The organism is Maribacter aquimarinus (assembly GCF_047345505.1).
Classification (GTDB): Bacteria; Bacteroidota; Bacteroidia; order Flavobacteriales; family Flavobacteriaceae; genus Maribacter.
The window spans coordinates 90627-112123 of sequence record NZ_JBLFEO010000001.1 but is presented as its reverse complement, the minus strand read 5'-3'; the positions used below and the strand labels follow the sequence as shown (position 1 = coordinate 112123).

General features: G+C 53.0%; 13 protein-coding genes. 5 read left to right on the top strand and 8 right to left on the bottom strand.

Going from position 1 to position 21497, the window contains the following annotated elements; genetic code table 11:
• Positions 1-25: 25 nt before the first annotated feature.
• Positions 26-964 (bottom strand): 3-keto-disaccharide hydrolase, encoded by a 939-nt coding sequence (locus ACKWCC_RS00535; protein WP_413993928.1) that lies wholly within the window; start codon positions 962-964, stop codon positions 26-28.
• A gap of 332 nt (positions 965-1296) precedes the next feature.
• Here ACKWCC_RS00535 and ACKWCC_RS00530 point away from each other — a divergent pair, with 332 nt between their 5' ends.
• Complete coding sequence (locus ACKWCC_RS00530; RefSeq protein ID WP_413993927.1) at positions 1297-4698, top strand: DUF7133 domain-containing protein; 3402 nt, start codon at positions 1297-1299, stop codon at positions 4696-4698.
• A 24-nt stretch (positions 4699-4722) separates the two neighbouring features.
• On the opposite strand, the gene ACKWCC_RS00525 is transcribed toward ACKWCC_RS00530, so the two are convergent.
• Together ACKWCC_RS00525 and mnmA are read right to left on the bottom strand one after the other, a co-directional pair.
• On the bottom strand, positions 4723-5664 hold the full coding sequence (locus ACKWCC_RS00525) for an NAD(P)H-dependent flavin oxidoreductase (protein ID WP_413993926.1): 942 nt from the start codon (positions 5662-5664) through the stop codon (positions 4723-4725).
• Positions 5665-5669: 5 nt separating this feature from the next.
• Positions 5670-6860 carry a tRNA 2-thiouridine(34) synthase MnmA gene (gene mnmA, locus ACKWCC_RS00520; RefSeq protein ID WP_413993925.1) on the bottom strand — a complete coding sequence of 397 codons (1191 nt, stop codon included), beginning with the start codon at positions 6858-6860 and terminating at the stop codon, positions 5670-5672.
• Between the two features lie 443 nt (positions 6861-7303).
• Here mnmA and ACKWCC_RS00515 point away from each other — a divergent pair, with 443 nt between their 5' ends.
• Positions 7304-9175 carry a fasciclin domain-containing protein gene (locus tag ACKWCC_RS00515; RefSeq protein WP_413993924.1) on the top strand — a complete coding sequence of 624 codons (1872 nt, stop codon included), beginning with the start codon at positions 7304-7306 and terminating at the stop codon, positions 9173-9175.
• A 682-nt stretch (positions 9176-9857) separates the two neighbouring features.
• Complete coding sequence (locus ACKWCC_RS00510) at positions 9858-12851, top strand: fasciclin domain-containing protein (protein WP_413993923.1); 2994 nt, start codon at positions 9858-9860, stop codon at positions 12849-12851.
• Between the two features lie 613 nt (positions 12852-13464).
• Here the strand turns inward: ACKWCC_RS00510 and yidC are convergent.
• The 3 genes from yidC to ACKWCC_RS00495 form a co-directional block, all read right to left on the bottom strand.
• Positions 13465-15333 carry a membrane protein insertase YidC gene (gene yidC / locus ACKWCC_RS00505; RefSeq protein WP_413993922.1) on the bottom strand — a complete coding sequence of 623 codons (1869 nt, stop codon included), beginning with the start codon at positions 15331-15333 and terminating at the stop codon, positions 13465-13467.
• Between the two features lie 66 nt (positions 15334-15399).
• Positions 15400-17037, bottom strand: a complete 1638-nt coding sequence (locus ACKWCC_RS00500) for a CTP synthase (RefSeq protein WP_413993921.1) — start codon at positions 17035-17037, stop codon at positions 15400-15402.
• A 59-nt stretch (positions 17038-17096) separates the two neighbouring features.
• On the bottom strand, positions 17097-17411 hold the full coding sequence (locus tag ACKWCC_RS00495; protein ID WP_413993920.1) for a DUF3820 family protein: 315 nt from the start codon (positions 17409-17411) through the stop codon (positions 17097-17099).
• Positions 17412-17491: 80 nt separating this feature from the next.
• Here ACKWCC_RS00495 and ACKWCC_RS00490 point away from each other — a divergent pair, with 80 nt between their 5' ends.
• Together ACKWCC_RS00490 and ACKWCC_RS00485 are read left to right on the top strand one after the other, a co-directional pair.
• Entirely contained in the window at positions 17492-18361 is an 870-nt protein-coding gene (locus tag ACKWCC_RS00490) for a hydroxypyruvate isomerase family protein (RefSeq protein ID WP_413993919.1), read from the top strand.
• 83 nt (positions 18362-18444) lie between these two features.
• Complete coding sequence (locus ACKWCC_RS00485) at positions 18445-18690, top strand: hypothetical protein (RefSeq protein WP_413993918.1); 246 nt, start codon at positions 18445-18447, stop codon at positions 18688-18690.
• 126 nt (positions 18691-18816) lie between these two features.
• Here the strand turns inward: ACKWCC_RS00485 and ACKWCC_RS00480 are convergent, their stop codons facing one another.
• Positions 18817-19221, bottom strand: coding sequence for an OsmC family protein (locus tag ACKWCC_RS00480; protein WP_413993917.1), 405 nt, complete (start codon positions 19219-19221; stop codon positions 18817-18819).
• Between the two features lie 2 nt (positions 19222-19223).
• The gene (locus ACKWCC_RS00475; RefSeq protein WP_413993916.1) at positions 19224-21434 is read right to left on the bottom strand and encodes a LysM peptidoglycan-binding domain-containing protein; all 2211 of its coding nucleotides are present in this window, start codon (positions 21432-21434) and stop codon (positions 19224-19226) included.
• Positions 21435-21497 lie beyond the last annotated feature (63 nt).

Below are 21497 nucleotides of genomic sequence, written 5' to 3'. Positions count from 1 at the left end.
ACGGTGGCGCCATCCCTGGGGCCGATCATTCCGGTATTCTGGGCCTGATGGCGATTTTCCTGAATTCCACGGCGCCGTGATCGCCCTGCAGCATGATCGGTCCCGGTGCGGCCTCGTCATTGTCCAGCGCACCGCCCGTCATCCCCAGTATGTTCTGATCGGCTATAATGGTCTTGCCATTGGCCACGATGGTTACCCGCCTGCCATTGAGCGTGATCTCATAGGTTTGCCACTCCCCTGCTTTTTTGGCGGCCATCTCATTGGGCGCCAACAGGCCATAGATCCCCCCAAAGAGGTTGGGGTGGGGCTCCGCCCCCCAATTGTCCGCGATCTGCACCTCATAGCGCCCCCGCAGGTAGAGTCCGCTGTTGCTGCCCTCGGGATACCTGAACTCCAGCACGATCTTAAAATCGTTGAATTTTTCTTCTGAAATCAGGTTGGCACCCGCTTTGGCATTGGTGAGGATGCCGTCTTTTACAGACCATTGGTTATCTCCCTCGGCCTGCCACCCTTCCAGGTCCTTGCCGTTGAAGAGCGCGATCTCCTTGCCCCATTTTGGGTTCTCGGTATAGGGCAGTTTTGGGGTGCGCTGGGCCGTCCACTCGTATGTTTTACCATCGGCATAGACCATGGTGCCCTTGAGCTGTTCGCCTTCCAGCGTACCCTCCAACTCCATATTGGCGGCTCCCGGTTCCCATTGCGGCGGTATGCTGAAATAAAAACGGTCTCCCAACATGTTTACCTCGCTTATGGGACGTGCACTGCCAAAGGCATAACAAAACCGACCCACCAGGGCATTGGTGCCCGATTTCTCGATCTCCAACCAAGCGGGCAAGGCCTCCCCTTCTTGACTGATCGTCAGGTTCCAACGGCCCTCTGGCGAATTTGACACTTGGCCCAAGGCCAGGGGGGCGACAAAAAAAGACAACAATAAGGTAGAAAACAGCATTTTTGGTACGGACATGATCTTGTTTTTAAAATGATTTCCAAAGATAGCAAATGGGGGATCATTTCAAGGCCGGGCGCTTGGACAGAATTTTTTTGGTTGGATGTGTTTGGATGTCGTTGGATGGGGCGGCCCTCGGGTACCGGGAAAAGAGCGGGGCCATGAAGGCCTTAGCTCGGTGGGCTGCTTGTGGCGCGGGGCATCAAATTGGTACGGAGGCACGTTTGAAGCACATCACCACAGGTTCTGGCAATCATCGTCCGTCCCTTATCGCTTTTGAACGGAAACCTTGTGCCAATGGCGCATTATTGATTATTTTTAACCTTTAAACCATCGACCTAAAAATGCAAATGACCACCCCCATCCGCTGGGCAATGGCCTTGGTGGCCCTTCCCCTATTTTTCGCCTGTACCCAGAAAAAACCGATGCAGACCCCATTGGTGGTGCATGCAGATTCCACCCAGCTGGAAGCGGACGTGGACCGAATCAAGAAAAGTGTGACCACAAAAGTGGCCCCGGGACTGGAATTGAGCCTCTGGGCCACGGACAGCTTGGCGCCCGACCCCATTGCCATGGACATTGACGACCACGGCAACATTTACCTGACCCGTACCAACCGACAAAAGAACTCGGAGTTCGACATTCGTGGTCACCGGGACTGGATGACGCCGTCCATTGCCCTGCAAACGGTGGAAGACCGGAGGGAATTTCTGCGCGCCACCTTTGCTCCCGAGCGCAGTGCGGAGAACAATTGGCTCCCCGACCTGAACAAGGATTCCGTGCATGACTGGCGCGATCTGGCCGTACAGAAGGACGAAGTCTGGAAATTGGTGGATGCCAACAAGGACGGCAAGGCCGATAGGGCCACCCTCATTTTGGAAGATTTCAATACCGAGGTCAGTGATGTGGCGGGTGCCCTCTTGGTGCGCGACGAAGATGTTTTTGTGGGCATTGCCCCAGATATGTGGCGCCTTAGGGACACCAATGGAGATGAGGTGCTGGACGAGAAAACCAGTATTGCCACGGGGTTTCAGGTACATATTGGCTTTAGTGGCCATGGCATGAGCGGCGCCATCCAAGGACCGGACGGCAAGATTTACTGGGCCATTGGCGATATCGGGGCCCACATTACCACCGTGGAGGGTGAGGAACACCCCTACCCCAACCAAGGCGTGATCGTGAGGAGCAATCCCGATGGGTCCGATTTTGAGGTTTTTGCCCATGGGCTGCGCAATACGCACGAGTTTGTCTTTGATGCCCACGGCAACATCATCTCTTCGGACAACGATGGGGACCACCAGGGCGAAAGCGAGCGCTTGGTGCACATTGTGGAGGGTTCCGATGCCGGATGGCGGGCCAATTGGCAGTACGGGAAATATACCGATCCTGACAACAACGGCTATAATGTGTGGATGGACGAAGCGCTGTACAAGCCCCGTTGGGAGGGGCAGGCCGCCTACATCATTCCGCCCATTGTCAATTTCCACAACGGCCCCACGGGAATGGTGTACAACCCCGGTACCGCCCTGGGCAGTAAATGGACGGACCGCTTTTTTTTGGTGGAATTTGTGGGCGAGCCCAGTCGTTCGCACATCTGGTCGTTCAACCTAAAGCCAAAGGGCGCCTCTTTTGACTTGGATACCGACTGGGACATCTTGAGCGGTGTGCTGCCCACGGGGATTGATTTTGGCCCGGACGGGGCCCTCTATTTGGCCGATTGGATCAACGGATGGGGCACCAAGGACTACGGACGGGTCTGGAAGCTTGATGTGACCGAGGAGGAGAACGACCTGGCCGAACAACGTAAAAAAACGGAGGCCCTGATGACGCATGATTATGAAGGCGACAGCACCGCCAATTTGGTGGCTTTGTTGGCCTATCCGGACATGCGCATACGGCAAAAGGCCCAATTTGCATTGGCCGAAAGGACATTTTGGGGTTTTCGGGCACTTCGGGAGGTGCTGGAAAAGGACAACGATCAATTGGCCAAGATCCACGCCATTTGGGGCCTGGGACAAATGGCCGCCAAGGACCTGGACAAAGCAGAGGCCCTGCTGCCGCTCTTGGAAAGCGAAGATGGGGAGCTGGTGGCACAAGCCGCCAAGGTGCTGGGCGATGTGAGATATGCACCTGCCGCACCCCAATTGCTTTCGCTCTTGGAGCATGACCATGCCCGGGCGGTCTTTTTTGCGGCACAGGCCTTGGGCCGCTTGGAGCATCGGGAGGCCATCCCGGCCTTGATGGGCATGATCGCCCGCAATGCCGATGAAGATGTCTATCTAAGGCACGCCGGCGTGCTGGCACTTTCCCGTATGGGCGAGGCCCAACCGCTGTTGGATTTGGCGGGTGATGAAAACCGTAGTTTACGGCTTGCCGCCGTCTTGGTGCTGCGCAAACTACGGCATCCCGGGATCGCCCGTTTTTTAAAGGATGCCGACCCCTATATCGTTACCGAGGCCGCCAGGGCCATCAATGACGATTTCTCCATTCCCGAGGCCCTGCCAGACCTGGCGGCGGTCTTGACCCAAGAGGGCCATACCGCTGAACCCCTGCTGCGTAGGGCCATCAATGCCGCCCTACGGGTGGGCACCGAAACCGAGATGGAGGCCCTTATTGCCTTTACCAAGCGGTCCGATGTGCCCAACACCCTCCGCGGGGAAGCTTTGGCCGCCCTGGGTACCTGGGGCAACCCATCGCCCTTGGATCGCGTGGATGGCAGGTACCGTGGAGAGATCACACGTGATGTGGTGCCACTGAAGCAAAAATTGGAGAATGAGATACCCAGGTTTTTGGAGACCGGGCAGCCGGAGCTCATGATTGGGGCGGCCAAAATGTTGGGTGCCCTGGAGATGCCCCAGTACAACGAGCTTCTCTTTACCTATTTCCGGGAAAGCGAAGACCCCAGCGTACGGGCCGCCCTGCTGCAATCCCTGGGACAACTGGACTTCAGCAAAATGGAAGCTGCCATGGCGATGGGCATGCAAGATGGCGACCAAGGGGTGCGCCGCGCGGCAGTGGGCCTGCTCTCTTCTCTGGACCTTCCGGCAGAGCAATGGCCGGCCGTGGTGCGCCCCATCTTTAGAACGGGCGGCACCGGGGAACAGCAGGCCGTGCTCCGGGTACTGTCAGACCTTCCGCAGGAAAAAAGCCTTGCCACCCTGGAACAACTGTTGCAGATGGCCGGCAAGGGACAGATCGATCGGGAGGTGATGCTGGATCTGATGGAGGCCGTGGAGCGCACGGACCATCCCGAGCTCAATGATCAATTGGCCCTTCTGGAAAAAAGGGGGTACGGCACGGATGATTACCAAGAAGCGATGTACGGTGGCAATTGGTGGCGCGGTAAAATGGTGTTCGAGAACAACTCCACCGCCCAATGCGTGCGCTGCCATGCCCTTAATGGTTCCGGGGGCGAGGTGGGGCCGCCCATGGACAATATTGCCAATATCCTTACGAGGGAACAGCTCTTGGAGTCGCTCATAGCCCCCAGTAAACGTTTGGCCCCGGGTTACGGCAGTGTCATGCTCACCTTGCAGGACGGCCAAGAGGTGAACGGGGTGCTGCTGGAAGAGAGCGATACCGAACTTTTACTGCGCACCGGGGAGGCAGAGCCCATGCGCGTGCCCCTGAAACGGATAAAGGAACGGGAAAACTCCGTTTCTGCCATGCCCGCCATGGGCAAGATGATCACCAAACGCGAACTTCGGGATCTGATGGAGTTTTTGGGCAGTCTAAAGGACAAGGGTGCCTAGCTCTTGCTTGGGAGGGTAAACAGTCTAGAGCGTTGCGACGGATTTTTTTGCCGCTTCAAATTCAGTCATGATTTCCCTTACGATATCCGCGGCGGCCTGCACCCGGTCGATCAGGGCGGCCACCTGCCCTATTTCCAGTTCGCCCTCTTCCATATCGCCCAGAAACATGCCCTTCTTGGCCCTGCCCCTTCCCAGCAGTGCTTTTAGCCCCTCGCGGTCGGCTCCCCGGGCATAGGCTTGCTGCACTTGTTCGTAAAAAGTGTTTTTCAATAGTCTAACGGGAGTCAACTCCTTCAGGGTAAGATGGGTATCCCCTTCCTTTGCCACCACTACTTTATCCTTGAACGCCCTGTGGGAAGAGGCTTCTTCGCTGGCCACGAAACGACTGCCCACCTGTACGCCATCGGCGCCCAGGATCATGGCGGCCAGCATGGCCTTTCCGCTGCTGATGCCCCCGGCGGCGATCAGCGGCAGCTTTAAGTGCTTTCTAACCGAGGGCAGCAGCACCATGGTGGTGGTCTCGTCCCGGCCATTGTGCCCACCGGCCTCAAAACCCTCCGCCACCACGGCGTCCACACCCGCTTCCGCAGCCTTGAGGGCAAACTTGGTGCTGCTCACCACATGTGCTGTAATGATGCCGTGTTTTTTGAGAAATGCGGTCCAGGTTTTCGGATTTCCTGCCGACGTAAAAACAATGGGCACTTTTTCCTGCACAATGATCTCCATATGCTGCTCAATGTCCGGGTACAGCAAGGGCACATTTACCCCAAAGGGCCGATCTGTGGCAGCGTTGCATTTTTGGATGTGTTCCCGCAGTACCTCCGGGTACATAGATCCCGCGCCCAAAAGGCCCAGTCCACCGGCATTGGAGACCGCGGACGCCAGTCGCCAACCGCTGTTCCAGACCATTCCGGCCTGTACCATGGGATGTTTTATCTTAAAAAGTTGGGTTATGCGGTTTTCCATGGGCTTTAACTGATTACACCGGAACCGATCAGTTCGTCTTCCAGATACCAAGCCACGAACTGCCCTTCCGTTATGGCCGATTGCTGTTCTTGGAAATCCACGTAAAGTCCGCCCAGTACCTTGTACAAAGTGGCCCGCTGCAGCTCCTGCCGATACCTGATCCTGGCCCGCACCTCCATTTTGGCATCCGTGGCCAAGGCCAGGTCCGGGCGTACCCAGTGCAGTTCCGCGTCGTTCACAAAAAGGGTGCGCCGAAACAGTCCCGGGTGCTGCCTGCCCTGTCCGGTGTATATGATGTTGTCTTCCACATCCGTATCTATGACAAACAAGGGCTCTTTGGTGCCCCCCACGTGAAGCCCCTTGCGCTGCCCCTTGGTAAAATAGTGCGCGCCTTGGTGCTGCCCCACCACCTTGCCCTGCTGTGGGGCATATTTTGGCTTTTGGGCATGAAAGGCCAGTTCCTCGGGTTTGCCTTCAAAATTGGGCAGGTCCTGGGCATACTGTGGCAGGTTGCTGGGGATTTCCACGATCTTTCCCGCTTTCGGCTGCAGCTGTTGCTGCAAAAATTCCGGCAAGCGCACCTTTCCTATAAAGCACAGCCCTTGGGAGTCTTTTTTGTCCGCCGTGATCAAATTGGCCCTTTTGGCAATGTCCCGTACTTCGGGCTTCAGCAGTTCGCCCACGGGAAAAAGGGTTTTGGCCAATTGTTCTTGGGAGAGCTGACACAGAAAATAGGACTGGTCCTTATTGGGGTCTTTTCCCGCCAGTAGCCTGTGCGTCCCGGTACCATCGGGCAGGGTCAGGGTGTCCTTGCGGCAATAATGGCCCGTGGCCACATAATCTGCCCCCAACTGTAGGGCTATGTTCAGGAATACATCGAACTTGATTTCCCTATTGCAGAGCACGTCTGGGTTGGGCGTTCTTCCCATTTCATATTCCCGGAACATATAGTCCACAATGCGCTCTTTGTATTCCTTGCTCAGGTCCACGGTTTGGAAGGGGATGCCCAAGCGCTCCGCCACGATCAGGGCATCGTTGCTGTCTTCCAGCCAAGGGCACTCCGCGGAGATGGTCACGCTGTCGTCATGCCAATTTTTCATGAACAGCCCTATGACCTCGTACCCCTGCTCTTTGAGCAAATGGGCCGCCACACTGGAATCCACCCCTCCGGAAAGTCCTACCACTACTTTTTTCATTGCGCTCATTTCCCCGCAAAAATACAAAATTACCCGGTCATCATGCCCCTTTGGCGCGGGGGGCCACCAATGGCAGTGCTGCAGGGGTGCATCAAATTCTGTTCAACTTTGCAGTTTCAAGATGCCCAAGGCCTTTGCCAAAATTTGTTTAAACATTATCCTTTTTTGTCCAAACAATCAATATAACGTCCGTTAGGATCGCATTGACCGGTCGGTGGCGCTGAATGTCCCGTAAAACCCGCTATTTAAGCCTAATTATAGGTCTTGTTGCTATTGGACTGCTCGGTTGTCCTTCACAATTCTTTAAGATAACCTTAAGATATGCGGATTAATTTTGTTAAACTTTAGTAAAATTTGATTAAACAAAAGCAACCTATCTTATTTGTGGTCATCTTTATATGGAATTAAACAAACAATTAATCTTAACATTTAAAATTTTACCCATGAAGAAGTACCTAAAACTAAAAAGTATTCTATTGCTGGCCGTAATGGCCTTTGTGGCGGTTTCCTGTGAGGAAGAGGACAACCCCGCCGCACCCCCAATTTCCGAAGGATCTAATATTGTAGTGACTGCCCAGGGCGTGAACGATTTGAGCACCTTGGTGGCTGCATTACAGAAAGCAGATGAAAGTGCCAACAACGATTTGGTGGCTGCTCTATCCGATGAATCTGCCACCTATACCGTATTGGCCCCCAACAATGCCGCATTTGGCGATTTGTTGAATCGCTTGGACGGCTTCAGCTCTTTGGACGATTTTAATGATGCGCAACTGCAAGACCTGTTGGCCACCATTCTTACCTATCACGTAGCCGCTGGCGCACGGGTGGAGTCCGGCGATTTAACGGACGGAGGTACCATTACCACCTTGGAGGGCAGCACCGTTACCGTTTCCCTTGACGGAGGGGCGGGCTTTGTTGATGCCGCCGGGGAAACCGCAACGGTCATCTCTGCGGACAACAATGCCCTTAATGGGGTGATCCACATTATAGATAAGGTCTTGTTGCCCCAAGCCGCTTTGGATGCCTTGGAAGATGTGTTGTTGCAATCCATTACCGATTTGGCCATTGCCACTCCGGACCTGAGCATTTTGGTGGAAGCCCTGATAGCTGCGGATGCCGACTTGCCCAACACCTTGCGCGGTGCCGGTCCTTTCACGGTTTTTGCCCCAACCAATGCCGCTTTTGCCGAGTTTTTGGAAGACAACAACTTTTCCGGCCTAGGCGATATCCCCACGGAGGTATTGCAGCAAGTCTTGTTGAACCACGTGGTAAGCGGCAACGTAATGAGCACTGATTTGACCGAGGGTTACATTTCAACCTTGTCCACCGCAGGGCCCGGCGAGCGCAACCTTAGTATGTACGTGGACCTGGACGATGGTGTGGAACTCAATGGTGGGGCCGATGTGATTACCGCCGATGTAAAAGCCATCAATGGAGTGGTGCACATTGTGGATGAGGTCATAGGCCTTCCCAACATTGTAACCCACGCCGTGGCCAATGACAATTTCAGTGCCTTGGTGGGCGCCCTTACGGCAGATGGCAACACCACCTTTACGGACCTATTGTCAAGTGCTGCTACTGATTTCACTGTATTTGCTCCGGTGGATGCTGCATTTGATGCCTTTACCAATCCCAACGGAAACGATATCAATGCCATTCTGGCCAACCATGTCGTGGCCGGAGCTGCCGCCTACTCCGATGGCCTCACAAACACCTACGTGAACACGGAGGCCACTTTTGCGCCAGACCAAAAATTGAGCCTTTACATCAATACCGATGATGGCGTAACCTTGAACGGCGTTAGCAACGTGGCCGTGGCCGATGTTGTGGCCACCAATGGGGTCATTCATGCCGTGGATGCGGTGATCGATATCCCCACCGTGGTCACCTTTGCCACCGCAGACCCCAATTTCACTTCTTTGGTGGGTGCACTCACCGCTGATGGACAGCCCGATTTTGTGGCAACCCTGAGCACGCCCAACGGTACGGATCCAGCACCCTTTACCGTATTTGCCCCAGTGAACGATGCGTTTGCCGCCTTGGCCGCCGTACCGGAAGGTGCCGCCCTGACCGCTGTGTTGCAGCACCACGTCATCGCTGGCGGAAACGTACGGAGTGGTGACTTAAGTGATGGCCTCGTATCCCCCGCCACTTTGGAAGGCGATACGGTTACCTTTAGCATCACCGATGGCGTTGTGACCATTACCGATGGTGCCGGCAACAGCACTGCACAGGTAATCGCTGCCGATGTACAGGCCGGTAACGGTGTCATTCACGCGGTAAACACCGTATTGATCCCAGATACGACCAACTAGGTTGTAGGGTATATCTTTAATGAAAGCCGCTTTTCAGCGGCTTTTTTTATACCCCGTGGTGGCCCATCGGGGCCGGGGCGCGGACGTGCAAACAAACGGGAAGTCAAAAAAAAAGGCAAGTTTAACAAAGGACAGGTTTTAAGGTTTGGGTGGGTTTAATTTCATTATGACGGTGCCAGCTTCGTTGCCCGGCACACCCAAGATGCATTGCCCCTTCCCTTTTTATACATCGGCGAAAGAAATGGAATGGCTTTTTGTCCTTCGTAAAAAGAAAATAAGGTTTTGCGTGGCCATGGTCGGTTTTATTTTGAAACAGGACTCCAAAAGTGGGGGCTTATCGGTGCATGTTCCATGGGCCAACGGTATGGGAGCCCAGGATTTACTGGCCAATGAAGGGTATTTCATCGGGTTTTTGGAGGGCCCCATCGTTATATTGCATCTGTTTTGTTAAACTTTTGCAAAATTAAAGTAAACAAAAGCAACCTTTTGTGGAAGCACCCATCTATTAGTTATATTAACCAAAACAAAGCTTTTTCTACATTTTTATTAAGATAAATAGCGAAAAAGAAGATAAAACACAGAAATTAGGTAAAATCTTACATCATTCAAGACTTTCAATCCAATCGTTAATTGTATCATTTTTTAAACCATTTATTAAACAAATCATCTAAAAACACGTATTATGAAAAAACAACTATCAATTAAGAGTTTAATCGCCCTAATGTTCGTGGCCCTCTTCGCATGGTCGTGCGAAAAAGAGAACGACAATGAGGCCGATAAGGCCGTTCCGGAGGACAATATTGTTCAAACGGCGGTAAAGGAAGAGGCACTTTCCTCCCTAGTGGCCGCCCTGACGGCTGCGGACAATTTGGAGGACACCGATTTGGTGGGCGCCCTGAGCGGGGAAGGCCCGTTTACCGTCTTTGCACCGACCAATGCGGCGTTTACCGCCCTTTTGGAGCAGTTGGACGGTTTTGATAAACTGTCTGATTTTGATACCGACGAGGAACTCAATGTGCTAAAGACCATTCTTACCTATCACGTCGTATCCGGTGTGGCGGCAAAGTCCACCGATCTAACCGATGAGCAAGAAATTGCCACCCTACAGGGAGAGTCCGTTGAGATCGACCTTGATGGCGGTGTTTTTGTGGAGGATGCCACTGAGGTGAAGGCCAAAGTGGTCATTGCCGATGTGGAGGCGAGCAATGGTGTGGTGCACATTATTGACAAGGTAATGCTGCCCCAGGCGATCATAGATGCGCTGAACAATGGCGATATGAACAATGAAACCGGTAACCTGGTGGAAATTGTGGTGGCCACCGAAGCCCTGAGCTTGTTGGAGGCTGCCGTGATAAAAGCCGGTTTGGCCGAGACCCTTTCCGGAGAAGGACCCTTTACCGTCTTTGCCCCTACCGATGATGCCTTTGTGGCCTTGTTGAACCTTCTTGGGGACGATTACAATAGTTTGGATGATTTTGACGAAGCGGCGGAAATAGCCCTATTGACAGATATTTTGTTGTACCACGTGGTACCCGCAAAAGTATTGGCCGCCGATTTGGCCGAAGGTAGCGTGGCCACTGCGTTGGCCGAAAACAGTGTAGAGGTCATTGCCGGTGAGAACGGTTTTGTGATCGGCGATGCCTCTGAGGTAAATGCCAACATCACGGGCACGGACATTATGGCCTCCAACGGTGTGGCACATACCATTGATAAGGTGTTGCTGCCGCAGAGTGCCGTGGATTTCGTGGCCGGACTTTCTCTCAAGACCATTGTGGACACCGCTATTGCCACGGACGATCTGAGTTTGTTGGTGGATGCCCTGGTACAGGCCGACGCCGGTTTGGTGGAGACCCTACAAGGTGAAGGTCCCTTTACCGTATTTGCGCCCACCAACGCCGCCTTTGCTGCCCTTTTGGATACTTTGGGAGACGATTTCAACAGTCTTTCCGATTTTGATACGGCCGAGGAAAAAGCCCTTTTGGTAGATGTACTTACCTATCACGTAGTGGCAGGAGCCGCTGCATTCTCCACTGATCTGAGTGATGGCCAGTCCATTGAGACCTTCCAAAAAGAAGCTGTGGGCATCACCCTTGCCGATGGAAAGGTGAAAATATCCGATGCCACCGATGCCAAGGCCACTGTTGTTGCCGCCGATGTTGCTGCCAGCAATGGTGTGGTGCACATCATTGACAAGGTATTGTTGCCACAATCCGCTTTGGATGCCCTTGCCGCCATGAGCCTCAAGACCATTGTGGAGATTGCTGTGGAAACCGATGACCTAAGCCTTTTGGTAGAGGCCCTGACCCAGGCCAATGCCGGTCTTGTGGAAGCCTTGAATGGTGAGGGACCATTTACCGTCTTTGCTCCCACCAACGCTGCTTTTGTAGCTTTATTGGGCGTCTTGGGCGATGATTACAACAGTGTGGCCGATTTTGATACGGCCGAGGAAAAAGCCCTACTAGTGGATATCCTCACCTACCATGTGGTTAAAGATGTAGCTGCCTTCTCCACGGATCTGAGCTCAGGACAGCACATTGCCACCCTCCAGGGTGAGAACGTGGGCATTAACATTACCAATGGCACTGTTCACGTGGACGATGCCACGGATGACAATGCCGCCGTGGTAATGGCAGACGTGGCCGCCAGCAACGGTGTGGTACACGTGATCAACAAAGTGTTGTTGCCACAATCCGCATTGGATGCCCTGGCCGCGATGAGCCTCAAGACCATTGTGGAGATTGCAGTGGAAACCGATGACCTTAGCCTTTTGGTAGAGGCCTTGACCCAAGCCAATGCCGGTCTTGTGGAAGCCTTGAACGGAGACGGGCCCTTTACGGTCTTTGCCCCAACCAATGCTGCCTTTGTGGCCCTCTTGGATTTCTTGGGTGACGATTACCACAGTCTGGCCGATTTTGATACGGCTGAGGAAAAAGCACTGTTGGTGGATGTGCTTACCTACCACGTGGTTAGCGGTGTGGCCGCCTTTTCCTCGGACTTGAGCTCCGGGCAGCACATTGCCACCCTACAGGGCGAAAATGTGGGCATAAACATTAGCAATGGTACGGTGCACATCATAGATGCCACCCATGACAACGCGATGGTGGCCATTGCCGATGTGGAGGCGAGCAATGGTGTGGTACACGTGATCAACAAGGTATTGTTGCCACAATCTGCCTTGGATGCATTGAACCCCCCACTGCCCAATATCGTGGAGACTGCCCAGGCCACGGATGCCCTTAGCTCCTTGGTGGCCGCTTTGGTACAGGCAGACGCCGGTTTGGTGGATGTGTTGAGTGGCGACGGTCCTTTCACCGTATTTGCGCCCACCAACGATGCCTTCGCCGATCTTTTGACCGCTCTTGGGTTCCATAGCCTAGACGATTTTGATACCGCTGCCGAGAAGGCGCTTTTGGCAAGGGTACTTAAATACCACGTGGTAGCCGGTGCGGCCGTAGCTTCAACGGACTTGAAGAACCATCAGGTCATAGAAACGCAAAATGGGCACGAGACCATTACTGCCATTGTGAACCACGGTGTTAGCATCCGGGACAAGTCTGATACGGACGCCAATGTGGCCATTGCAGATGTTATGGCCAGCAACGGCATTGTTCACGTTGTGGACAAGGTGTTGCTGCCACAAGAAGTGGTTGACTTGCTCAACCCGCCCTCCCACTAATGTGATTTTGGTTGGTTGGTTTAATTCAGAGCCCCGAAGGAAACATTTCCTTTGGGGTTTTGTCTTTTTGCCCTTTCCAAACATCAAATAAGGATGCCTTGCCTACAACTTGAGATGCTTTTACAACGAAGTTTTTATTTCTTGGGAAGTATGGTGCATCTTTACCGACCCAAATCTTATTAAACCCGACCTAGGCCCTTGGCAAAGCCCCTGAATTTTTCAGGGGCTTTTTTTTTATGGTAATGACCCAATCATCCCAAACAATAGAGCGCAAATCAAGAAACATGGCATTCCTTGGCCCTGCCCTTCTTGGCGAAGGGAAAGAACTCCTGGGCAGACAAAGGCCTATTTTTGCAAGTGCTGTTGGCAGCGGTACCTTGTCCTTGTCTGTAAAGGGATTCGGGGGCACAGCGCCACCGGCCGGCATCGAAGGGATGGGGCGCTTTCTAAGATATCGGTGGGCAAAGCGTATGTTGGTCGCCTTGCATCCAGGGGGCCCAGGGTGCCAAAAAACCCTTGACCGGCCGTATGGTCAAGGGTTTTTTGGCAGCCCGTCCCGAAGGGTTTCCTTATGGAAAACAGGGCACATGTGCCTTTTGATAAAGAAAGGCCGCTATTTTTTGCCCAATTTTTTCTGCTCTTCGGCCTGTTCCATCATCTCGCGCATCTTGCGCTGAAACTTGTTTTCCTTCTTGGGCTTCTTTTTGTTTTCCTGTATCTGGGCGTGTATCTTGTCGTTGTCCAAAATAAAGTTCTTGATCACCAGCATGATGCCAATGGTGATCAGGTTGGAGATAAAGTAGTACAGACTCAGTCCACTGGCGTAGTTGTTGAAGAAGAACAGCATCATGAAGGGCATCAGGTACATGATGAACTTCATATTGGGCATTCCCGGTTGCTGGGGCATGTTCTGTCCGGTGGTCATCATCATATAAAAGAAAATGGCAATGGAGGCCAAAATGGGGAACAGGCTCACATGGTCTCCATAGATCGGGATGGAAAAGCCTTCCGGAAATTGATAAATGGTGTCAAAGGAAGAAAGGTCATCTGCCCACAAGAACGATTTTTGGCGCAGCGCAAAGGAGGTGGGGAAGAACATGAACAGGGCATAGAAAATAGGCGCCTGCAACAGGGCCGGGATGCACCCGCTCATAGGGCTCACCCCTGCCTTACCGTACAGTTTCATGGTCTCTTGCTGCTTTTTCATCGCGTTGTCCTTGTACTTTTCGCCCAATTCGGTAATTTCTGGTTTCAGCACCTTCATCTTTGCCTGGGACAGGTAAGACTTGTAGGTGACCGGGGACATGGCCAAACGCACCAATATGGTCATGATGATAATGGCGATGCCCGCGGGCAGCATTCCCCCCAAAAAGGAATAGAAAGGGGTAAAAATGTAGCGGTTGATCCAGCCAAAAATGCCCCATCCAAAAGGAATGGAATCGGCCAGTTGCAGGTCTTCGTACTTTGAAAGTACCTTGACATCCGTGGGGCCAAAGTACCATTGCAGGTTTTTGTTGAGGGCCCCTCCCGTGAACTCCAGGGGCAAACTACTGGCATAGGCCTTGGTAAAGCCAAAGGTGCGGCTCTCTTCCTCCACCAGGTTTTGGGAGGTGAGGGTGCCGGATTCAAAGGGCTCGTCCGCAGCCAAGATGGTACTGAAAAAGTGCTGGCGGTAAGAGATCCATTTCAGATCCTGCTCCACCTCTTCGTCGTCGCTGCCCTCGGACAGCTTGCTCAGCTTGTCCCCTTCGTGCATGTAGGTGAGGCGGGTGTACCGGTTTTCGTACTCAATGCTCTTGGATTGGCGTATGCCCTTCAACTTCCATTGCAGCACCATTGGTTTTTCCGCATTGATCACCCGGTCCAGACCTTGGGTACGTATGGAAAAGTCCAACATATAGTCGTCCGGCGCCATTTCATAGCGGTATTCCAAGAACTGGTTGTTGGCCGCTTTGGCCTTCAGGGAAAGGACTTGGTTGCCATTGGAGGTGCTCAGGGTGGGCTCAAAAAAGAGATCGGTGGTATTGAGCACCCTATTGTCCGTGGTGGAAAAATCAATGCCAAAACTGGCGTTTCCGTCCTTGATCAAGTAAACGGGAACCGAATCGTGGGTCACAAAATTCTTCATTTTGGCTTCCACGATCTGCCCTCCCTTGTGGCTCACCCTGAGATAGATGAGGTCGTTCTCCAAAACCGTCTCCCCGGTTTGGGGTGCCGTAAAGCCAAAAGCCCCGATCTGACTTTGGTACTGGGCCACGGCGGTGGAGTCGTTGAGGTTCAGGGTGGCGGCTTCGCTTTCGGTGACCTGGGGCAGGGAGGCCCCTGCTTCCCGGGCCTCCTGGGCCTCCACTTGCTCCTGTTGCGCCTTTTGGGCCTCCAGCTCCTCGGGAGTGGGCCTGTTTTGGTAAAACATAAAAATGAGAATGGCAAAAATCAGCACAAAGCCAATGATTGAATTCACATCCATTTTCTTCTCTTCCATCTAAATACGCTTAAAACTTTGGTGTTTTGCATTTTGCCAACGCAAATATATGCCCAAAAGCGGAGTTTATGCCATACTGGCATGAGATTGTCCGGTTTTGTGGGCAAGGGCCGCTTTTACAAAGCCCACGAACAAGGGGTGCGGACTGGCCACCGTGCTTTTGTACTCCGGGTGGTATTGCACGCCAATGAACCACGGATGGGTGGGCAGTTCCACGATTTCCACCAGCCCGGTCTCCTCATTGGTGCCCGTGGCCTTGAGCCCGGCCGCTTCCATATCTTTTTTATAGGCGTTGTTAAACTCGTAGCGGTGCCGGTGCCGTTCCGAGATGGTCTGGGCACCGCCATAGACGGTGCTCACCAAACTGTTGTCGGTTAAACGGCATTCCCAGGCGCCCAGGCGCATGGTGCCCCCTTTGTTGGTCACGGATTTTTGCTCTTCCATTAAACTGATCACCGGGTGGGCGGTATGCGCATCCATTTCCGTGGAGTTGGCCTTGGGCAGCTGCATCACGTTCCGCGCGTACTCAATGACCGCCATCTGCATGCCCAGGCAAATGCCCAAGAAGGGAATGTGCTTTTCGCGGGCGTATTGTACGGCCATGACCTTGCCCTCTATGCCGCGCTCACCAAAACCGGGCGCCACCAAGATGCCGTCCAATCCGCTGAGGGTGGACTCAAAATTGGCCTTGTTGATGAACTCACTGTGAATGGAGCGGATCCGCACCCGCACCTCATTGGCCGCCCCCGCATGGATGAAGGATTCCAAGATCGATTTATAGGAGTCCTGCAGTTCCACATATTTCCCCACAAGACCAATGGTGACCTCGTTCTTTGGGTTTTTGTGCCGGCTCAGAAATTCTTTCCACTGGGTCAAATCCGGGTCCTTGACATCGGGCATCGCCAGTTTTTGCAGGGTAACGGTGTCCAGTCCTTCTTCCTGCATCAGCATGGGCACATCGTAAATGGTGCTGGCATCTATGCTCTGGATCACCGCTTCCCGTTTCACATTGCAGAAAAGGGCCAGTTTGGCCTTGATCTCGTCCGAGATTTCGTGCTCGGTGCGGCAGACCAGGATATCGGCCTTGATACCGCTTTCCATCAAGGTCTTTACGGAATGCTGGGTGGGCTTTGTCTTCAGTTCCCCTGCGGCAGACAGGTAGGGCACCAAGGTAAGGTGGATCACCACCGCATTGTTGTCTCCCAGTTCCCAGAGCAATTGCCTAACGGACTCTATGTAGGGCAGGGATTCAATATCGCCCACCGTACCGCCGATCTCGGTGATCACCATATCGTATTCCCCACTTTTGCCCAAGAGCTGTACCCGTTCCTTGATCTCGTTGGTAATGTGTGGCACCACTTGTACGGTCTTGCCCAAAAATTCGCCACGGCGCTCTTTTTCTATGACACTTTGGTAGATCCTGCCGGTGGTGACGTTGTTGGCCTGGGAGGTCTTAACGTTTAGAAAGCGCTCGTAATGGCCAAGGTCCAGATCGGTCTCGGCTCCATCATCGGTCACATAACACTCTCCGTGCTCATAGGGGTTCAGAGTGCCGGGATCAACATTGATGTAGGGATCCAGTTTTTGGATGGTGGTCTTGTAGCCCCGGGCTTGAAGCAATTTTGCCAGGGAGGCCGCAATGATGCCCTTTCCCAAGGAAGAGGTAACCCCGCCCGTAACGAAGATATATTTGGTCTGTGCCATACGTCATTTTCTTAATTACGGGAGCCAAAGGTACAAATTGAGATGGGAAAAGGAACCGCTCAACGCGGAAAATCTTTTTGTATGGTTCTCAGCAGCGCTTCCAGTTCGTTCACTTTGATCTCCAGCATGGAGCGCAGCATGAATCCCAGTTTTCCCTCCGGGAACCCTTGCCGTTGAAACCAGACCAAATAGGCCTCTGGCAGGTACAAGAGGTACTTTCCCTTGTATTTGCCAAAGGGCATGCGGTAATGGGCCAGCTCAATTAAATGTTGCTTGTTGGGTTCTATCTTCATGGTAATCAAAAAAAATCTATCTTTAGCGTCCAAGCGAACATCGCCCCCACTGAAATGCGCCATGACACGTCTTGATGCCAACCGGGATGGTTATTGGCCAATTACGCCCGCCCCAGCCGGAACGGGGAGGTCTGATGGGTAAAAACAATAAAAACGAACAGATGAAAAGACGCAATTTTATCGGTGCCTCCTCTGCGGCGGCCGTGGGGCTCATGGCCACCACCGGACTCCGTGCCCAGGAAACCAATTTGGCCCCCGTGACCAAACTAAAGCACAATATTAATCATAGTGTCTGTTATTGGTGCTATAACACCATTCCATTTGAGGAATTTTTGCAGGCCTTGAACCGGCTCGACATCCGGGCCATTGATTTGGTCGATGCCGAACAGTTTCCCCTATTGAAAAAATACAACATCCACGCGTCCATGTGCTGGGGCGCCGGAAAGGGCATTGAGCAGGGCTGGAACGATCCCAAACTGCACAAAGAGCTCATTGAAGACTACCAACGGGTCATTCCCCTAGTGGCCGCGGGCGGTTACAAAAACTTGATCTGCTTTAGCGGCAACAGAAACGGAATGGACGATCTGGTGGGCCTTAGAAACTGTGCCAAGGGCTTAAAGGAGTTGATGCCCATGGCAGAGGAATACGGAGTGGTACTGCAGATGGAACTGCTGAACAGTAGGGTAGATCACAAGGATTATATGTGCGATAACACGCAATGGGGCGTTTCGCTTTGCGATACCATTGGTTCCGAGAATTTTAAGTTGTTGTATGATATTTACCATATGCAGATCATGGAGGGCGATGTGATTCGCCACATTCAAGACTACCACGCCTATTACGGCCACTACCATACCGGGGGCAACCCGGGCCGGAACGAGATCGATGAGACCCAGGAGCTCTATTACCCGGCCATCATGAAGGCCATTCTGGACACCGGATACACCGGCCACGTGGCCCAGGAGTTCATACCCAGTTGGGACAACAAATTGGATGCCCTGAAACAAGGGGTCACCATTTGTGACGTGTAGGGGGATCGGTTCGCCAAAGCTTAGGGCGCGTCCTTGGGCGCCGGTGGGACGTTGGACTGGGATGGAAAAAAATCGAGAATTAGATGCAAGAATCAAGACACAAGAAACAAAAACGCGATTGGAAGCGTAACAGTGCACGAGACATGACAAAGCTATCCTTCACCTTAAAACTAAAGGCCTTTCTTTCCATTGGCCTGTGGGTCATTGGAAGTGTTCTCCTCTTCCAAGAAGGAAATGGTGCGTTTATTATGGTTTCCACGGCAGTGATCATTCTGTCCGGTTTGTTTTCCAGTGTAAGAAAGGAACTCCGGGAGAAGGCCTCCAATTAAGCGTTATGACCTGAGAACTGCCAGTTTTTTCTCGGGTGGAATGTCCCAAGACAAGTGCGTATTCTCAGATCATAGTTGAGGGAGCCTATCTGATGGCCCCATATGGAATGGGACAACCAAGGCCCATTACTGTACCCAATTATAGGTGATCGCTTTCTCAATCTCCGGATGTAGGCTGTAGTGCACCGGACAGGTATCTGCCGTGTGCACCAACATTTTTCTATGTTTTTCAGACACGCCGGCGGGTAGCTGAAGGGCCACTTCTATTTTGGAGATGCGCCGGGGATTGGAGGCCATGTGCTTGGTGACCTCTGCCGTGGCACCCTCCAGGTCCACGCCCAGGTCCCGTGCCTTGATGCCCATCATGGTGAGCATGCAACTGGCCAGGCCGGTGGCCACGGTGTCCGTTGGGGAGAAGGCCTCTCCCAAGCCATTGTTGTCCGTGGGGGCATCCGTGACAAAGCTGTCGCCCGATTTCAAATGTACGCACTGGGTGCGCAAGTTTCCGGTATAGGTTACTTTTGCCGTCATGATCAATCCAGTTGTTTTATGCGCATGTTCTCATAGGCCATGATGTAGGCCGCGGTGTTGAAATAGCCGGAGGTGGTATCTTTCTCATAGTTGAAGCGAGATCCGTTGTACTCCGTGGCCCCAATGGTGCGGTTCACGGCCATAAGGTCGTTTTTGTAGGCCAGCTTCAGCAAGAGGTCCATGGTCAGGTCAAAGCCCCAAACGGCGTACCGATCGGGCTCGCTGCCAAAGCGTTTTTGGTAGCGTTTTACAAAACTGTTGTTGGGCACCTCCCTGAACACAGAGGGATAGGTAAAATTGAGGTTGGACAGATGGGTGGCCGAGAGAATGTCGTTCTCAAAGGAATCGTTCTTGTCCGTGGTGAACATCCGCACCTGGATCTTCTCCCCTTGGGGGTTCTTTTCCACGTCCAGGGCAGTGTCATGAAAGGCGTTTAGAATGGACACCACACTGGATATCAATTGAAAGTTCTCCGTTTCCACAAAGACCCAGTTTTCATGGTCCTTGGAAAGCATGGCGGCCAACTTGTCCCTGTTGATGCCTATGTTCTTGTCCTCTTCCTTGACCGAAATGCGCTTGGCGTCCGGGAATTTGGCCATGATCTCTGCCGCCACGTCGTTGTGCTCGCCGTCTGCAATGATCAACACGTTCTGTTCCTCGCGCTGCGCCTCCACGTAGGCCAGCATGCGCTCCCTTAGCACCGGTGCCGCGGTATAACTGAAGAACACATTGCCAAGGCTAATGTTGCTTTGGGCAGAGCCAGGGGACAGTACGGGCACCTTGTGCCGTGCCGCCTGTACGGAAACTTCTTTCAGGGAATTGGCATCTACCGGGCCCACCACGGCATGGTAGTCCCATAGCTTTTCGGCCGCGAGCAGGGCCTTGGTCCGCTCCAGACTGAGCTCATTGTCCAACACTTTTACGTCCACACTGACCCCCAGGGACTTTATGGAATCCAGGGCCACCAGCGCCCCGGAGTACACCCCTAGGCTAAACTGGAGGCTCCTTCTCCGGTTGATGGTGCTGGCCACGGATGTCTTGTTGGCCATGTCCAATAGGTTCAAACGAAAGGGGAGCATGAACAGCACTTTGGGCCTGTTTTGCACGTTTATACTGTCCAAGAGGCTTATTTTGTCCAAAATGAGTGAATTCCTCACTTCAAAATCGCCCACCTGGCCCTTGGGCAATTTCAGGACCATTCCCGCCTTTAGGCCGTCTTTGAGCTCTGGGTTCAGGGCCACCAACTCCCGCCAGGAGAGCCCAAATTTGCGGGTGAGCCTAAACTCGTTCTGTTTGGGCTTTACTTCGTAAAAGAGGTAGTTTTCCGTATTGATCTCTCCCGTACCGGTCTTTTTTTCGGGAATGCGGATCACCATTCCCTCCTTGAGCCCCCCGAGTTCCGTGATTTCGGGATTGAGCCTAATGATCTCGTCGCTGGCCACGCCAAATTCCTTTTCCAAGCGGTAAAAGTTCATTTTGGCCGGTACGGTGTACGAAGTGTACAATTGGGTCTGCTGATCCCCTACGCTGCTGCCCGCAATTTTGGGCAGTAAAAGCACCTGCCCCTCGGCCAGATAGCTGCCCGTCTTGGCCAAGTCAGGGTTCAAGGTAATCATACTGTCCAAGGAGATACCGTATTTATGGGCAATGCTCCAACGCGTTTCCTTTGGGGCCACGGTGTATTTTTCATAATCCTCGGGATCTATGGCATTTTCCACAAGTTCGGGCTGCGGCACCTCATATTTTGGGATCCGCAGCTCCATTTTCCTGCCCAAAGGTGTGGCATAGAGCACGGGGTTGGCCTTTTTTAGTTCATCTTCCGTAATCTTGTAGCGCTGGGCAATACCGTATATGGTCTCCCTCTTTTTTACCTTATGGGTCAAAAAGCCCACCGGTTTCCGTGGCACCACGGAATCGTTGATCACACTGCTGATCAGGCGATCCACCCTTTCCTTTGTGGCCTGTACCGCTGCATTGGTGCTGTTCGTGGCTTCTGGGATCACCAGGATGGTATTGGCCTTCAAGGGGGCGTTCTCCCCTATCTCCTTGTTGTATTTGAGTATGGCCGCCTTGCTGACCCCGTACTGTTTTGAGATGCCCGTTAAGGTCTCGCCAGATTTCACGGCATGGGTCTTGAATTTCTGGGCCCTGACCCCAAGACCAAAGGCCAACAAGGCAAAGAGAAGAACTGTTTTTTTTAGCATTTGATGCATCTGTACTGTTTTACATAAGGTAAGGGAGGAAATGCCGTGGCGCTTTGGCCAGGGCCCTACCCG

What these genes read in the sequence shown, in the direction of transcription:
- ACKWCC_RS00500 (WP_413993921.1), bottom strand. Translation starts at nt 17,037, where the DNA reads ATGGCACAGACCAAATATATCTTCGTTACGGGCGGGGTTACCTCTTCC.
- ACKWCC_RS00475 (WP_413993916.1), bottom strand. Translation starts at nt 21,434, where the DNA reads ATGCATCAAATGCTAAAAAAAACAGTTCTTCTCTTTGCCTTGTTGGCC.
- ACKWCC_RS00515 (WP_413993924.1), top strand. Translation starts at nt 7,304, where the DNA reads ATGAAGAAGTACCTAAAACTAAAAAGTATTCTATTGCTGGCCGTAATG.
- ACKWCC_RS00535 (WP_413993928.1), bottom strand. Translation starts at nt 964, where the DNA reads ATGTCCGTACCAAAAATGCTGTTTTCTACCTTATTGTTGTCTTTTTTT.
- ACKWCC_RS00510 (WP_413993923.1), top strand. Translation starts at nt 9,858, where the DNA reads ATGAAAAAACAACTATCAATTAAGAGTTTAATCGCCCTAATGTTCGTG.
- mnmA (WP_413993925.1), bottom strand. Translation starts at nt 6,860, where the DNA reads ATGAAAAAAGTAGTGGTAGGACTTTCCGGAGGGGTGGATTCCAGTGTG.
- ACKWCC_RS00525 (WP_413993926.1), bottom strand. Translation starts at nt 5,664, where the DNA reads ATGGAAAACCGCATAACCCAACTTTTTAAGATAAAACATCCCATGGTA.
- yidC (WP_413993922.1), bottom strand. Translation starts at nt 15,333, where the DNA reads ATGGAAGAGAAGAAAATGGATGTGAATTCAATCATTGGCTTTGTGCTG.
- ACKWCC_RS00480 (WP_413993917.1), bottom strand. Translation starts at nt 19,221, where the DNA reads ATGACGGCAAAAGTAACCTATACCGGAAACTTGCGCACCCAGTGCGTA.
- ACKWCC_RS00530 (WP_413993927.1), top strand. Translation starts at nt 1,297, where the DNA reads ATGACCACCCCCATCCGCTGGGCAATGGCCTTGGTGGCCCTTCCCCTA.
- ACKWCC_RS00485 (WP_413993918.1), top strand. Translation starts at nt 18,445, where the DNA reads ATGCAAGAATCAAGACACAAGAAACAAAAACGCGATTGGAAGCGTAAC.
- ACKWCC_RS00490 (WP_413993919.1), top strand. Translation starts at nt 17,492, where the DNA reads ATGAAAAGACGCAATTTTATCGGTGCCTCCTCTGCGGCGGCCGTGGGG.